Here is a 14143-nt window from a genome sequence, read left to right as displayed (position 1 = left end):
GTCAAAAGATCGCAGCCTTCGGCAGCTCCTACAGGGATCATGTGCACCGGTGAATATCGGGTGTACTTGTGCCCATGTAGGAGCTGCCGAAGGCTGCGATCTTTTGATCTTGAGCTACAAAAAAGCCGCAACCCTGAGGTTGCGGCTTGTCGTTTCAGGCATCCGGATCAGTGAGCAAACAGCGAATTGCCCTTCTGCCCCGCCAGTTTCTCCGGCTTGATCAAGAACTTGGCCAGGGCCGGCAACAGCCACAGCGCACCGAACATGTTCCACAGCAACATGAAGGTCAGCATCAGGCCCATGTCGGCCTGGAACTTGATCGCCGAGAAGATCCAGGTGCACACGCCGATGGCCAGGCACAGGCCGGTGAACAGCACCGCTTTACCGGTGGATTTCAGGGTCTGGTAATAGGCTTCCTGCAACGGCAGACCGGCACGCAGGAAACTCTCCAGACGGCTGTAGATGTAGATGCCGTAGTCCACGCCAATCCCCACGCCCAGTGCCACCACCGGCAGGGTCGCGACTTTGACGCCGATGCCCATGAACGCCATCAGCGCGTTGCCCAGCACCGAGGTCAGCACCAGCGGCAGGACGATGCACAGGGTCGCCGCCCATGAACGGAAGGTGATCATGCACATCACTGCGACGCAGATGTACACCAGGATCAGGATGGTCAGCTCGGCCTGTTTGATCACCTCGTTGGTGGCCGCTTCGATCCCGGCGTTACCGGCGGCGAGGATGAATTCCAGACCGTCCTTGTTGTTGGCCTTGGCGAATTCCTGCACCGCATGCACCGCGCGGTCGAGGGTTTCGGCCTTGTGGTCGTTGAGGAAAATCAACACCGGCGCCAGCGAACAGCTGTTGTTGTACAGGCCGTCGGCGCGGGCGATCGAGTTGTTCAGCACGTCCGGGTTGCGCGACAGGGTTTCCCATTTCAGGTTGCCCTCGTTCATGCCCTTGATCATCTGCTTGGATACGGTCACCAGCGAGATCGCCGACTGCACGCCCTCGGTGTTCTGCATCTTCCACATCAGTTCGTCGATCGGCGCCATCGCTTCGTAGCGCGAGCAGCCCTCGGTGGCGGTCTTGACCATCACCACCAGCACGTCGGAACTGGTGGAATAGTTGTTGATGATGAAGTTGTTGTCCTTGTTGTAGCGCGAGTCCGGACGCAGCTCCGGCGCGCCCTGGTCGAGGTCGCCGATCTTCAGGTTCTGGCTGTACCAGAGGCCGCCGCCGAAGGCGAGCAGCGCCAGAGCAATCGAAACCGGGGCGACTTTCGGGCTGGCGAAATTCGACAGCAGGCGCCAGAACGGATGTTCGCGATTCGCGTCCTTCTTGCTCTTGGCAATCGCACGCTTGCTGATGCCGACATAGGAAATCGCCACCGGCAGCAGGATCAGGTTGGTGAACACAATCACCGCCACGCCGATGGACGCGCCGATCGCCAGTTCGCGGATCACCCCGATATCAATGATCAGCAGGGTGATGAAGCCCACGGCGTCAGCGAGAATCGCGATCATCCCCGGCAGGAACAGTTGCCGGAACGTGCGCCGCGCCGCGGTCAGGGCGTTGTCCGCCTCACTCGACTGCAGGGCGATGCCGTTGATCTTCTGCACGCCGTGGGAAATGCCGATGGCGAAGATCAGGAACGGCACCAGCATCGAATACGGATCCAGCCCGAAACCGAAGAAGTGCATCAGCCCGAGCTGCCAGACCACCGCCACCAGCGTGGTGCTCAATACCGCAATGGTGCTGCGCAGGCAGTTGGTGAACCACAGCAGCAGAATCAGGGTGATGACGAACGCGATGCCGAAGAACATCACCACCATCACCAGACCGTCGATCAGGTCTCCGACCTTCTTGGCGAAGCCGACGATGTGGATTTTGACGTTGGGGTTCTGCGCTTCGAACTTGTTGCGGATCTTGTCTTCGAGCTCATGGGAGAACTGGCGGTAGTCCAGCGCCAGCAGCTTGCCCTGATCCTGCGGGTCCGGGTAGGACTCCAGCAGCGGGATGTCGACGATGCTCGATTTGAAGTCGTTGGCCACCAGGCGCCCGACCTGCCCGGATTTGAGGACGTTGTTGCGCAGCATGTCGAGGCTGTCCGGCGAGCCGTCGTAGCTCTGCGGGATCACTTCGCCGCCGGCAAAGCCTTCTTCGGTGACTTCGGTCCAGCGTACGCTCGGACTCCACAGCGACTTGAGGCCGGAGCGGTCGACGCCGGAGATGTAGAACACCTCGTCGTTGATCTGGCGCAGGGTCTCCATGTATTCCTTGGAGAAGATGTCGCCGTCCTTGGCTTCCACCGAAATCCGTACGGTGTTGCCCAGGTTCGCCAGATCGTTGCGGTGCTCCATCATCTTCTCGATGAACGGATGCTTGAGCGGGATCATTTTTTCGAAACTGGTGGAGGGGCGAATCAGCGTGGCCTGCCAGAACAGGAAGATGCTGACCACCAGGCAGATCAGGATCACGGCCGGGCGGTTGTTGAAAATCAGACGTTCGAGGAACGTCGCCTTGTCCTGATGATGAGTGCTCAAGGAAGTCATAGCCCCGCCTTCTTATTATTGATTTCGGCGCCGTTTGGCTGCGTGGTGTGCACGCCGCCCTGCCCGGTCAGAATCAGATTGCCGTCGCCGGCCGCTGTCACCGAGGACAGCGAAATGCGGTCCGGGCGGTTGAACACGCTGAAGGTTTCGCCGTTGTCGCTGCTGCTGATCACCGAGCCGCCGTTGCCGACGATCACGATCGAGCCGTCGGCGAGCAGCGTGGCGCCGGACAGACCGAACTCCAGCGCACCACGCGCGGCCTTGAGTTCGACCTGCTGCCAGGTGCTGCCGAAGTCGCTGGAACGATAGAGATTGCCGCGCAGGCCGTAGGCCAACAAGGTCTGCGCCTGGGCGGTGCCGATCACGCCGAACAGCGAGCCTTGATATGGGCCCTGGAGTTTTTCCCAGGTCTGGCCCCAGTCCGGGGAGCGGAACATGCTGCCCTGCTCGCCGACGATGAACAGCCCGGCGTCCTTGACCGCCGCGATGGCGTTGAGGTGGAACTGGTCCTGGTTGTCGAGGCGGTCGCTGACGTCCTGCCAGTTCTTGCCGCCGTCGGTGGTTTCCAGCAAGGCACCGTAGGCGCCTACGGCGACGCCGTGGTTGACGTCCTGGAACCAGACGTCGAGCAGCGGTGCTTCGCGCTTGAGGTCTTCGAACTGTTTGCTCCAGGTCAGGCCGCCGTCAGCGCTGGCGAGGATCTGCGCGTCGTGGCCGACCGCCCAGCCGTGCTTGTCGTCGACGAAGTACACCGCCGTCAGCAGTTGCCGGGTCGGCACCTTGGCCTGGGTCCAGGTCTTGCCCTGGTCATCGGAATAGAGAATGTGCCCGCGATCACCCACCGCCACCAACCGGGTGCCGGCGTGGACAACATCGAGTATCAGGCTTTTGGCGGCTTTGGCCGATTCGGTGGAATACACCCCGTCGGCGGGCGCTTCGGCGGCCAGAACGGGTGCCGACAAGGCAGCACAGCCCAGCAGTGTGAGTGCTGTGGCCAGCAACGCGGTGTTGCGTAACGCCGGCGGGCGGCAACGACTCATAGACCTCTTCCCCTATTTATTATTGTTAGGCCATTGGGCCTTAGGGCGCCGCAAGGGTGCTCGTGGTGACTGATGGGTCACAAGCATAGCCGTGAAACCCGCAGTCCAGAGCGCCTTGGGAAGCTGGCTCATCCTATCGGGCTTTGGAAACGTCTGACAATCGGCGCCACGTTATCTTTTGTTAACCAAATGACCCCGACACAACCCCCTGTAGGAGCTGCGGCACGCTGCGATCTTTTGATCCGGTTTTTTAAAAACAAGATCAAAAGATCGCAGCGTGCCGCAGCTCCTACATCGATATCGCGTTGTGGCGGATTGATGAGGATGGCAGGCGAATACACCGCCATTCGCCGGATCGATGCGGCAAATCTTGCGTGGGGGACTTGCACGATCGGTATTATGGTATACCATAAGACGCACAGACACTCTCAATTCCCCTACGGAGCAGCTCATGAGTTTCGAAATTCGCAAGATCGTCAGCTATGTCGAAGAAACCTTCATCGAAGGCGGCAAGGCCACTGACAAGCCAGTGACCATGGTTGGCCTGGCCGTGGTGATGAAGAACCCGTGGGTCGGCAACGGCTTCGTCGAGGACCTGAAACCGCAAATCCGCGCCAACTGCTCCGACCTCGGCGCAATGATGGTCGAGCGTCTGGTGGGCATCATCGGTGGCGCCGAGAAGATCGAGGCTTACGGCAAAGCGGCAGTGGTCGGCGCTGACGGCGAAATCGAACACGCCTCGGCCGTGATCCACACCCTGCGCTTCGGCAACCACTACCGCGAAGCGGTCAAGGCCAAGAGCTACCTGAGCTTCACCAACAAGCGCGGCGGCCCGGGCACGTCGATCCAGATCCCGATGATGCACAAGGACGACGAAGGTCTGCGCTCGCACTACATCACCCTGGAAATGCAGATCGAAGACGCGCCGCGTGCCGACGAAATCGTGGTGGTGCTCGGTTGCGCCGACGGTGGTCGCCTGCACCCGCGCATCGGCAACCGCTACATCGATCTGGAAGAACTGGCCGCCGAAAAAGCCCAGTAATCACAATAAAAAGGCACTGCAGGAGCGCTCCATGATTCGGCTCACCGCTGAACTCACCCCGGCTGGCACCAGTTACCTGGCGACCGGCCAAGGCCAGCCCGTGGTATTGATCCACGGCGTGGGCCTGAACAAAGAAATGTGGGGCGGCCAGATCGTTGGCCTGTCTGCCCAATACCAGGTGATCGCCTACGACATGCTCGGTCACGGCGCCAGCCCGCGCCCGGCCAGCGGCACCGGCCTGCTCGGTTATGCCGATCAGTTGCTGGAACTGCTCGATCACTTGAATCTGCCCCAGGCAGCGGTGATCGGTTTTTCCATGGGTGGCCTGGTGGCGCGGGCGTTTGCCCTGCATTACCCGGAGCGCCTGCAAAGCCTGGTGGTGCTCAACAGCGTGTTCAACCGCAGCGAAGAACAACGCGCCGGGGTCATCGCCCGCACCGCGCAGGCCGCCGAACACGGGCCGGACGCCAATGCCGAAGCGGCGCTGTCGCGCTGGTTCAGCCGCGAATATCAGGCGGCGAACCCGGCGCAGATCGCGGCCATTCGTCAGACCCTGGCCGGCAACGACCCGCAGGGTTACCTGACTACCTATGAATTGTTCGCCACTCAGGACATGTACCGCGCCGACGACCTCGGCAGCATCCAGGCGCCGACGCTGATCGCCACCGGCGAATTGGACCCCGGTTCCACCCCGGAAATGGCCGAGCAACTGGCCCGGCGCATCCCCGGTGCGAAGGTTGCGGTACTGCCCGAGCAACGGCATATGATGCCGGTAGAGTCGCCGCGCCTGGTCAACCAGACGTTGCTGGAATTTCTCGACTACGCACACGCCCGACAAAACCCTATAAAGGGGATCGTTGCATGACACTCCAACGCTTCCAGATGTGCATCGGCGGAGAATGGGTCGACGCCCTCTCCGGCAAGACTTTCGAAAGCCTCAACCCGGCCAGCGCGCAAGCCTGGGCCGAACTGCCTGACGCCGATGAAGCCGATGTCGAACGCGCCGTGCAAGCGGCGCAGACTGCCTTCGACAGCCCGGCCTGGCGCGGCCTCACCGCCACCGCGCGCGGCAAACTGCTGCGGCGTCTCGGTGACCTGATCGCGGAAAACAAGGAACAACTGGCGCAGCTGGAAAGCCGCGACAACGGCAAGCTGATCCGCGAAACCCGTGGTCAGGTCGGTTATCTGCCGGAGTTCTTCCACTACACCGCAGGTCTGGCCGACAAGCTCGAAGGCGGCACTCTGCCGCTGGACAAGCCCGACCTGTTTGCCTACACCGTGCACGAAGCGATGGGCGTGGTCGCCGCGATCATTCCCTGGAACAGCCCGCTGTACCTGACCGCGATCAAACTCGCGCCGGCCCTTGCCGCCGGCAACACCATCGTGATCAAGCCGTCCGAGCACGCCTCGGCGACCATCCTTGAGCTGGCGCGTCTGGCGCTGGAAGCCGGGATTCCACCGGGCGTGGTCAACGTTGTCACCGGTTACGGCCCGAGCACCGGCGCCGCCCTCACCCGCCATCCGCTGATCCGCAAGATCGCCTTCACCGGCGGCGCGGCCACGGCCCGGCATGTGGTGCGCAGCAGCGCCGAGAACTTCGCCAAGCTGTCGCTGGAACTGGGTGGCAAATCGCCGAACATCATCTTCGCCGACGCCGATCTGGACAGCGCGATCAACGGCGCCATCGCCGGGATCTACGCCGCCTCGGGCCAGAGCTGCGTGTCCGGTTCGCGCCTGCTGGTGCAGGACGAAATCTACGACGAGTTCGTCAACCGCCTGGTGGAACGCGCCCAGCGCATCCGCATCGGCAACCCGCAGGAAGACCACAGCGAAATGGGCCCGATGGCCACCGCGCAGCAATTGGCGGTGGTCGAAGGTCTGGTGGCTGACGCTATTGCTGAAGGCGCGCGGTTGCGCACCGGCGGCAAGCGTCCGGCCGGCCTCGGTGACGGCTGGTTCTACGAGCCGACGCTGTTCGAGTGCGACCGCAACTCGATGAAGATCATGCAAGAAGAAGTCTTCGGCCCGGTGGCTTCGGTGATTCGCTTCAAGGACGAAGCCGAAGCGCTGGCGATTGCCAACGACTCGCAGTTCGGCCTTGCCGCCGGCATCTGGACCCGCGACCTGGGCCGCGCCCATCGTCTGGCCCGGGACGTGCGCTCAGGGATCATCTGGGTCAACACCTACCGCGCGGTATCGGCCATGGCGCCAATTGGCGGTTTCAAGAACAGTGGCTATGGACGCGAAAGCGGCATCGATTCGGTGCTGGCCTACACCGAACTGAAAACGGTGTGGATCAATCTCTCTCAGGCCCCGATGCCTGACCCGTTTGTGATGCGCTAGGAGTCCTGCGACATGATCGAACCCGGCATTTACAAAGACGTCATGAGCTCGTTTCCGTCCGGGGTCACGGTGGTCACCACCCTCGACCCGGAGGGCGCCATCGTCGGCATCACCGCCAGCGCCTTCAGTGCGCTGTCGATTGACCCGGCGCTGGTGCTGTTCTGCCCCAACTACGCCTCCGACACCTACCCGGTGCTGCGCGACAGCCAGAAATTCGCGATCCATTTGCTGTCCGCCGAGCAGACCGCCGAGGCCTACGCCTTCGCCGGCAAAGGCAAGGACAAGGCCAAAGGCATCGAGTGGCACTTGAGCGAACTGGGTAACCCGATCCTCGCCAAGGCCACAGCAATCATCGAGTGCGAGTTGTGGCGTGAATACGACGGTGGTGATCACGCGATCATTGTCGGCGCGGTGAAGCACCTGATCCTGCCCGCGCAACCGGTGACGCCGATGATTTATCACAAGGGCAAGCTCGGGCCGTTGCCGACCCTGGCCTGATGGATACATAGGTCCCACTTTGGAACTGCCCATTGTGGTGAGGGGATTTATCCCCGATGGGGTGCGAAGCGCCCCCACAACCTGCACCCGCGTTTTTCCAGAAACACCGCGTGCAATGGTTTACGACTGCTCCGCAGCCGATCGGGGATAAATCCCCTCACCACAGGGTTCATTCCAGCAAAGGGATATGTGGTGCGAGGAGGAATGATGAGTAACGAAAAATACGAAAAGGGCCTGAAAATCCGCACCCAGGTACTGGGCGAAGCCTACGTGCAACGCTCGATCGAGAACGCCGACGACTTCACCCGCCCGCTGCAGGAAATGGTCACCGAATACTGCTGGGGCCATGTCTGGGGCCGTGAGGGTTTGTCGCTCAAGGAGCGCAGCATGATCAACCTGGCGATGATCTCGGCGCTCAACCGCCCGCACGAACTCAAGCTGCATGTGCGCGGCGCCTTGCGTAACGGCCTGAGTCGTGAGCAAATACGCGAAATTCTGCTTCAGGTCGGTATTTATTGCGGCGTCCCGGCAGCCGTGGACAGTTTCCGGCTCGCCCGTGAAGCCTTCGCCGAAGCCGACGCCGAGGCCTCCAGTTAACCCCTCGGCTGTTTAGATGCCCGTCTGGCATGGACAGCCAACTTAAAGAGCGGACCCCATGAAACGCCAGCCACTCGACGACAGCTTCAAGGTCAATCGCAACCCCGTTACCCTGCGCGAAATCGTGCTGGATAAACTGCGTAGCGCGATCATGAATTTCCAGCTCATGCCCGGCGATCGTCTGGTGGAGCGCGATCTGTGCGATCGCCTCGGTGTCAGTCGCACGTCGGTGCGCGAAGCCTTGCGTCACCTGGAGTCCGAAGGCCTGGTCGAATTCGCCGATGCCAAAGGCCCGCGCGTAGCGATCATCACCCTCGCCGATGCAGTCGACATCTATGAACTGCGCTGCGTGCTCGAAGGCCTGATCGTCCAGCTGTTCACCCTGCGCGCCAAGGCCAAGGACATCAAGGCCCTGGAAAAAGCCCTCGACGAGAACCGCAAGGCACTCAAGGACGGCGAACTGCAACAGGTGATCGACTCGGTGCAGGGCTTCTACGACGTGCTGCTCGAAGGCTCGGGCAACCATGTTGCGGCCACGCAGTTGCGCCAGTTGCAGGCGCGCATCAGCTACCTGCGGGCGACCTCGGTGTCCCAGGAAAACCGGCGCGGCGCGAGTAACCACGAGATGGAAAAAATGGTCGAGGCGATCAAGAGCGGCGATCCGCTGGCGGCGCATCAGGCCTGTGTCGATCACGTACGCGCCGCTGCCGCCGTGGCCCTCGATTATCTGAAGCGCAAACAGGAAGAGACCGGCGCCACGCCGACGATCACCCTGCCCATCGCGCTGAAAGAACCGCGCATAGGTCACTGACATGTTCAGCCCGAGCTTTTGCCCTAAATGCGGTGGCCCTGACCTCGGTCAGCAGGTACCGCCGGGCGATACGCACGAGCGCCTGATGTGCCGCGGCTGCGGCTACATCCATTATGTGAACCCGAAAATCATCGCCGGCTGCATCATCGAGCAGGACGGCAAATACCTGTTGTGCCAACGGGCGATCCCGCCGCGCCCCGGCACCTGGACGCTGCCCGCCGGCTTCATGGAAAGCGGCGAAACCACCGAGCAGGCCGCCCTGCGCGAGGTCTGGGAAGAAAGCGGCGTACGTGCGGAAATCGTCTCGCCGTATTCGATCTTCAGCGTGCCGAAAATCAGCGAGGTGTACATCATCTTCCGCGCGATCGCGCTGGAGATCACCGGGCAGTACGGGCCCGAGACTCTCGACTACAAGTTCTTTGCCCCTGAAGACATTCCGTGGGAGCAGATCTACTACCCGGCGATCCGGCAGATCCTCGAGCGCTATATCGAGGAACGCCAGGCCGGGGTGTATGGGATCTACATGGGTAATGATGACAGCGGCAAGATCCACTTTATCCGCTGATACCTCACCCCTGTAGGAGCTGCCGCAGGCTGCGATCTTTTGACTTTGATTTTAAAAAACAAGATCAAAAGATCGCAGCCTGCGGCAGCTCCTACAATGGCTACGGCGCCAGACCTTCGACGATAACGATCTCCGCCCTCGCCCATTCCTCGCGATAACGTTTCGCCTCCTGATACGCCGCCGAGTGGTAGCACGCCAGCGCCTGCTCGTAGCTCTCGAACTCGATCACCACGCTACGCTGTGGAGTAGGCCTGCCCTCCAGTGCTTCGCTGCGTCCGCCACGCGCTAAAAACTTCGCGCCGAATTCGGCGAACGCCTTCGGTGCGCGCTGGGTGTATTGGCTGTAGTGCTCGGCATCGTCGACATCCACGTGGGCAATCCAGTACGCCTTCATAGTGACCTCATTGTTGATTTTGTATTATGGTATACCAATATTATTTCGAACAAACCCTGAGAGTCCAGCATGGCCTTCAACAGCATCGAAGAAATCCTCGAAGATTATCGCCTCGGCAAAATGGTCCTGCTGGTCGATGATGAAGATCGGGAAAACGAAGGCGACCTGCTGCTGGCCGCCGACTGCTGCACGCCCGAGGCGATCAGCTTCATGGCCCGTGAAGCACGTGGGTTGATCTGCCTGACGTTGACCGACGAACACTGCCAGCGCCTGGGCCTTGAGCAGATGGTGCCGAGCAATGGCAGCGTGTTCAGCACCGCGTTTACCGTATCGATTGAAGCGGCGGTCGGCGTCACCACTGGCATTTCTGCAGCTGACCGCGCACGCACGGTCGCGGCCGCTGTGGCGAAAGACGCTCGCGCCGAAGACCTGGTGCAACCCGGCCATATCTTTCCGCTGCGCGCCAAGGAAGGCGGCGTGCTGACCCGCGCCGGCCACACCGAGGCCGGTTGCGATCTGGCGCGCCTCGCCGGTTTCACCCCGGCCTCGGTGATCGTCGAGGTGATGAACGACGACGGCACCATGGCCCGGCGTCCGGATCTGGAAGTGTTCGCGCGTAAGCACGGGATCAAGATCGGCACCATCGCCGATCTGATCCACTATCGCCTGAGCACCGAGCACACCGTCGAACGCATCGGTGAGCGCGAGTTGCCGACGGTGCATGGCACCTTCCGCCTGATCACCTTCGAAGACCGCATCGAGGGTGGCGTGCACATGGCGATGGTCATGGGCGATCTGCGCCGCGAAGAGCCGACGCTGGTGCGCGTGCATGTGATCGATCCGCTGCGTGATCTGGTCGGCGCCGAGTACAGCGGGCCGAGCAACTGGACGCTGTGGGCGGCGCTGCAACGGGTCGCGGCGGAAGGTCATGGGGTTGTGGTGGTATTGGCCAATCATGAATCGTCACAGGCGCTGCTTGAGCGCGTGCCGCAACTGACTCAGCCGCCACGGCAGTTCAGTCGTTCGCAATCGCGGATTTACTCGGAGGTCGGCACCGGGGCGCAGATTCTGCAGAACCTCGGCGTCGGCAAACTGCGCCATCTTGGGCCGCCGCTGAAGTATGCGGGGCTGACCGGGTATGACCTGGAGGTGGTGGAGAGCATTCCGTTTACCGAATAACGCTCAGATCTGGAGATCCCCTGTGGCGAGGGGATTTAGCGAAACGTCGCACCGCCCCGATCGGCTGCGCAGCAGTCGTAAAACCAGATATTGCGATCAACCTGACACATCGCAATCGCTGATTTCAGGGGCCGCTTCGCGGCCCATCGGGGATAAATCCCCTCGCCACAAAACGCGGTTCACCCATTTCCCTGACAATAAACAACACGCGAGCAGATAACCGGTAAGGCAAAGTGCTTGCACAAAGTTTGGAATACCATAATATGATATTCCATAGACCGGACGACCTGAAAAACCGTCCAGCTACTGCTCCCGACAGGCGGGCAACAACGCAAGCCCGCTCAAAAACACAACAATGAGGGCGTAAAAATGGTGTTGAACAAAGCTGCAACCGCAATCCTTTTTGCGGGACTGCTGAGCGTGACCGGCCAGGCTGCAATGGCCGCCGAGAGTGTGAACTTTGTCAGCTGGGGCGGTAGCACCCAGGATGCGCAGAAACAGGCCTGGGCCGATCCGTTCAGCAAGGCCAGCGGCATCACCGTCGTGCAGGACGGCCCGACCGACTACGGCAAACTCAAGGCCATGGTCGAGAGCGGCAACGTGCAATGGGACGTGGTCGATGTCGAAGCCGACTTTGCCCTGCGCGCCGCTTCCGAAGGCCTGCTCGAACCCCTCGATTTCAACGTCATCCAGCGCGACAAGATCGACCCGCGTTTCGTCAGCGACTACGGCGTCGGCTCGTTCTTCTTCTCCTTCGTCCTCGGCTACAACGAGGGCAAGCTCGGCGCTGCCAAGCCGCAAGACTGGAGCGCCCTGTTCGACACCAAGACCTATCCCGGCAAACGCGCGCTCTATAAATGGCCAAGCCCCGGCGTGCTCGAACTGGCGCTGCTGGCCGACGGCGTAGCGGCTGACAAGCTCTACCCGCTGGATCTGGATCGCGCCTTCAAGAAACTCGACACCATCAAGAAAGACATCGTCTGGTGGGGCGGTGGCGCGCAGTCGCAGCAACTGCTGGCCTCCGGTGAAGCGAGCATGGGTCAGTTCTGGAACGGCCGGATTCACGCCCTGCAGGAAGACGGCGCCCCCGTCGGTGTGAGCTGGAAACAGAACCTGGTCATGGCCGACATTCTGGTGATTCCAAAAGGCTCGAAAAACAAGGACGCGGCGATGAAGTTTCTGGCCAACGCCAGCAGTGCCAAAGGCCAGGCGGACTTCTCCAACCTGACCGCCTACGCCCCGGTCAACGTCGACAGCGTGGCGCGCCTGGACTCGGTGCTGGCCCCGAACCTGCCGACGGCCTACGCCAAGGATCAAATCACGCTTGATTTCGCGTACTGGGCCAAGAACGGTCAAGCCATCGCGACACGGTGGAACGAATGGCTGGTCAAATGAAAATGGCGGCCACTGCGCCCCGCCCCGCAACGGTGACCGGTAGCGCCACTGGCGCTGCCGGCTCGTCCCCCACCTTCAGACAACGCTGGAAAGGTGCCGGCAACCTGGTCCCGGCCCTGCTGTTCCTCGGCCTGTTCTTTCTCGCGCCGTTGATTGGCCTGCTGTTGCGCGGCGTACTGGAACCGACTCCCGGCCTTGGCAACTACGAACAACTGTTCGCCAACTCGGCGTATGCGCGGGTGCTGCTCAACACCTTTTCGGTGGCCGGGCTGGTGACGATTTTCAGCCTGTTGCTGGGTTTTCCACTGGCGTGGGCGATTACCCTGGTGCCACGCGGCTGGGGGCGCTGGATCCTCAACATCGTGCTGCTGTCGATGTGGACCAGCCTGCTCGCCCGCACCTATTCGTGGCTGGTATTGCTGCAGGCCTCGGGGGTGATCAACAAGGCGCTGATGGCGCTGGGCATCATCGATCAGCCGCTGGAAATGGTGCACAACCTGACCGGCGTGGTGATCGGCATGAGTTACATCATGATCCCGTTCATCGTCCTGCCGTTGCAGGCAACCATGCAGGCCATCGACCCGATGATCCTGCAAGCCGGCTCGATCTGTGGCGCCAGTCCCTGGACCAACTTCTTCCGGGTGTTCCTGCCGCTGTGCCGGCCGGGGCTGGCGTCCGGCGGGTTGATGGTGTTCGTGATGTCGCTCGGTTACTACGTCACCCCGGCGCTGCTCGGCGGGGCGCAGAACATGATGCTGCCGGAGTTCATCATTCAGCAGGTGCAATCGTTCCTCAACTGGGGCCTGGCCAGTGCCGGCGCCGCGTTGCTGATCGCGATCACGCTGGTGCTGTTCTACTTCTACCTGAAGCTTCAGCCGGAATCCCCGGTTGGCGCCAGCAACGCGAGGTAAACCGAGATGCTCCTGACTCCCAATGCCATGAGCCGGCGGATGCGTTTCGGCTTGTACGCCACCACCGGGTTGATCGGTCTGTTCCTGCTGTTGCCGATCGTGTTCATCGTCCTGCTGTCGTTCGGCTCGTCGCAGTGGCTGGTGTTCCCGCCGCCGGGCTGGACGCTGAAATGGTACGGCCAGTTCTTCTCCAACGCCGACTGGATGAACGCTGCGGCGGCCAGCCTCAAGGTTGCCGTGCTGACCACGATTTGCGCCGTGGCCCTTGGTTTGCCGACTGCCTTCGCTCTGGTGCGCGGGCGCTTCCCCGGTCGGGAAATGCTCTACGGCCTGTTCACCCTGCCGATGATCGTGCCGCTGGTGATCATCGCCGTGGCGGTGTACGCGCTGTTTCTCAAGCTCGGTTACACAGGGACCATGTTCGCGTTCGTGGTCAGCCATGTGATCGTCGCGCTGCCGTTCACCATCATCTCGATCATCAACTCGCTGAAGCTGTTCGATCAGTCGATTGAAGACGCGGCGGTGATCTGCGGCGCCTCACGCCTGCAAGCGGTGTTCAAGGTGACCTTTCCGGCGATCCGTCCGGGCATGGTCGCCGGCGCCCTCTTCGCCTTTCTGGTTTCGTGGGACGAAGTGGTGCTCAGCGTGATGATGGCCAGCCCGACCCTGCAAACCCTTCCCGTGAAAATGTGGACCACTTTGCGCCAGGACCTGACCCCGGTGATCGCCGTCGCTTCGACGCTGCTGATCGGCCTGTCGGTATTGGTCATGGTGATCGCCGCCGCGCTGCGCCGGCGCAACGAAATCAGCGCCTGA

14 protein-coding genes are annotated in these 14143 nt (G+C 61.6%); 11 read left to right on the top strand and 3 right to left on the bottom strand.

Going from position 1 to position 14143, the window contains the following annotated elements:
* Window positions 1-167 precede the first annotated feature (167 nt).
* Window positions 168-2552, bottom strand: coding sequence for an efflux RND transporter permease subunit (locus ACYZUM_RS08260; RefSeq protein ID WP_086790937.1), 2385 nt, complete (start codon window positions 2550-2552; stop codon window positions 168-170).
* A complete protein-coding gene (locus tag ACYZUM_RS08255; protein WP_108182464.1) occupies window positions 2549-3592 on the bottom strand; it encodes a WD40/YVTN/BNR-like repeat-containing protein in 1044 nt (347 codons plus the stop codon). The genes ACYZUM_RS08260 and ACYZUM_RS08255 overlap by 4 nt, the downstream gene beginning before the upstream one ends.
* Before the next feature lie 451 nt (window positions 3593-4043).
* On the opposite strand from ACYZUM_RS08255, the gene ACYZUM_RS08250 reads away from it, so the two are divergent.
* From ACYZUM_RS08250 to ACYZUM_RS08220, 7 genes are all read left to right on the top strand, one after another.
* On the top strand, window positions 4044-4634 hold the full coding sequence (locus tag ACYZUM_RS08250; protein WP_007968626.1) for an amino acid synthesis family protein: 591 nt from the start codon (window positions 4044-4046) through the stop codon (window positions 4632-4634).
* A 31-nt stretch (window positions 4635-4665) separates the two neighbouring features.
* On the top strand, window positions 4666-5499 hold the full coding sequence (locus ACYZUM_RS08245) for an alpha/beta fold hydrolase (protein ID WP_041062533.1): 834 nt from the start codon (window positions 4666-4668) through the stop codon (window positions 5497-5499).
* Window positions 5496-6977 carry an aldehyde dehydrogenase gene (locus tag ACYZUM_RS08240; protein WP_086790934.1) on the top strand — a complete coding sequence of 494 codons (1482 nt, stop codon included), beginning with the start codon at window positions 5496-5498 and terminating at the stop codon, window positions 6975-6977. The genes ACYZUM_RS08245 and ACYZUM_RS08240 overlap by 4 nt, the downstream gene beginning before the upstream one ends.
* 12 nt (window positions 6978-6989) lie before the next feature.
* Complete coding sequence (locus tag ACYZUM_RS08235) at window positions 6990-7475, top strand: flavin reductase family protein (protein ID WP_108182463.1); 486 nt, start codon at window positions 6990-6992, stop codon at window positions 7473-7475.
* A 207-nt stretch (window positions 7476-7682) separates the two neighbouring features.
* Window positions 7683-8072: a carboxymuconolactone decarboxylase family protein gene (locus tag ACYZUM_RS08230; RefSeq protein ID WP_007968634.1), complete on the top strand. Its 390-nt coding sequence runs from the start codon at window positions 7683-7685 to the stop codon at window positions 8070-8072.
* Window positions 8073-8130: 58 nt separating this feature from the next.
* Window positions 8131-8883, top strand: a complete 753-nt coding sequence (locus ACYZUM_RS08225; protein WP_108182462.1) for a GntR family transcriptional regulator — start codon at window positions 8131-8133, stop codon at window positions 8881-8883.
* A gap of 1 nt (window position 8884) precedes the next feature.
* Window positions 8885-9448 (top strand): NUDIX hydrolase, encoded by a 564-nt coding sequence (locus ACYZUM_RS08220; RefSeq protein WP_041062549.1) that lies wholly within the window; start codon window positions 8885-8887, stop codon window positions 9446-9448.
* A 100-nt stretch (window positions 9449-9548) separates the two neighbouring features.
* On the opposite strand, the gene ACYZUM_RS08215 is transcribed toward ACYZUM_RS08220, so the two are convergent.
* Window positions 9549-9842 (bottom strand): DUF1330 domain-containing protein, encoded by a 294-nt coding sequence (locus tag ACYZUM_RS08215; RefSeq protein WP_108182461.1) that lies wholly within the window; start codon window positions 9840-9842, stop codon window positions 9549-9551.
* Between the two features lie 69 nt (window positions 9843-9911).
* Here ACYZUM_RS08215 and ribBA point away from each other — a divergent pair, with 69 nt between their 5' ends.
* From ribBA to ACYZUM_RS08195, 4 genes are all read left to right on the top strand, one after another.
* The gene (gene ribBA, locus ACYZUM_RS08210; RefSeq protein WP_108182460.1) at window positions 9912-11021 is read left to right on the top strand and encodes a bifunctional 3,4-dihydroxy-2-butanone-4-phosphate synthase/GTP cyclohydrolase II; all 1110 of its coding nucleotides are present in this window, start codon (window positions 9912-9914) and stop codon (window positions 11019-11021) included.
* A 369-nt stretch (window positions 11022-11390) separates the two neighbouring features.
* Window positions 11391-12416 (top strand): ABC transporter substrate-binding protein, encoded by a 1026-nt coding sequence (locus tag ACYZUM_RS08205; protein ID WP_108182459.1) that lies wholly within the window; start codon window positions 11391-11393, stop codon window positions 12414-12416.
* Window positions 12413-13327: an ABC transporter permease gene (locus ACYZUM_RS08200; RefSeq protein ID WP_041062560.1), complete on the top strand. Its 915-nt coding sequence runs from the start codon at window positions 12413-12415 to the stop codon at window positions 13325-13327. Before ACYZUM_RS08205 ends, ACYZUM_RS08200 begins: the two co-directional genes overlap by 4 nt.
* Window positions 13328-13333: 6 nt before the next feature.
* Window positions 13334-14143, top strand: coding sequence for an ABC transporter permease (locus ACYZUM_RS08195; RefSeq protein WP_025111627.1), 810 nt, complete (start codon window positions 13334-13336; stop codon window positions 14141-14143).

It is taken from the genome of Pseudomonas sp. m6p (assembly GCF_055760375.1).
This window is presented reverse-complemented; position numbering and strand designations above follow the sequence as displayed.

Coding starts and splice junctions, on each gene's coding strand:
- ACYZUM_RS08260 (WP_086790937.1), bottom strand. CDS start 2,552: ATGACTTCCTTGAGCACTCATCATCAGGACAAGGCGACGTTCCTCGAA.
- ACYZUM_RS08255 (WP_108182464.1), bottom strand. CDS start 3,592: ATGAGTCGTTGCCGCCCGCCGGCGTTACGCAACACCGCGTTGCTGGCC.
- ACYZUM_RS08250 (WP_007968626.1), top strand. CDS start 4,044: ATGAGTTTCGAAATTCGCAAGATCGTCAGCTATGTCGAAGAAACCTTC.
- ACYZUM_RS08245 (WP_041062533.1), top strand. CDS start 4,666: ATGATTCGGCTCACCGCTGAACTCACCCCGGCTGGCACCAGTTACCTG.
- ACYZUM_RS08240 (WP_086790934.1), top strand. CDS start 5,496: ATGACACTCCAACGCTTCCAGATGTGCATCGGCGGAGAATGGGTCGAC.
- ACYZUM_RS08235 (WP_108182463.1), top strand. CDS start 6,990: ATGATCGAACCCGGCATTTACAAAGACGTCATGAGCTCGTTTCCGTCC.
- ACYZUM_RS08230 (WP_007968634.1), top strand. CDS start 7,683: ATGAGTAACGAAAAATACGAAAAGGGCCTGAAAATCCGCACCCAGGTA.
- ACYZUM_RS08225 (WP_108182462.1), top strand. CDS start 8,131: ATGAAACGCCAGCCACTCGACGACAGCTTCAAGGTCAATCGCAACCCC.
- ACYZUM_RS08220 (WP_041062549.1), top strand. CDS start 8,885: ATGTTCAGCCCGAGCTTTTGCCCTAAATGCGGTGGCCCTGACCTCGGT.
- ACYZUM_RS08215 (WP_108182461.1), bottom strand. CDS start 9,842: ATGAAGGCGTACTGGATTGCCCACGTGGATGTCGACGATGCCGAGCAC.
- ribBA (WP_108182460.1), top strand. CDS start 9,912: ATGGCCTTCAACAGCATCGAAGAAATCCTCGAAGATTATCGCCTCGGC.
- ACYZUM_RS08205 (WP_108182459.1), top strand. CDS start 11,391: ATGGTGTTGAACAAAGCTGCAACCGCAATCCTTTTTGCGGGACTGCTG.
- ACYZUM_RS08200 (WP_041062560.1), top strand. CDS start 12,413: ATGAAAATGGCGGCCACTGCGCCCCGCCCCGCAACGGTGACCGGTAGC.
- ACYZUM_RS08195 (WP_025111627.1), top strand. CDS start 13,334: ATGCTCCTGACTCCCAATGCCATGAGCCGGCGGATGCGTTTCGGCTTG.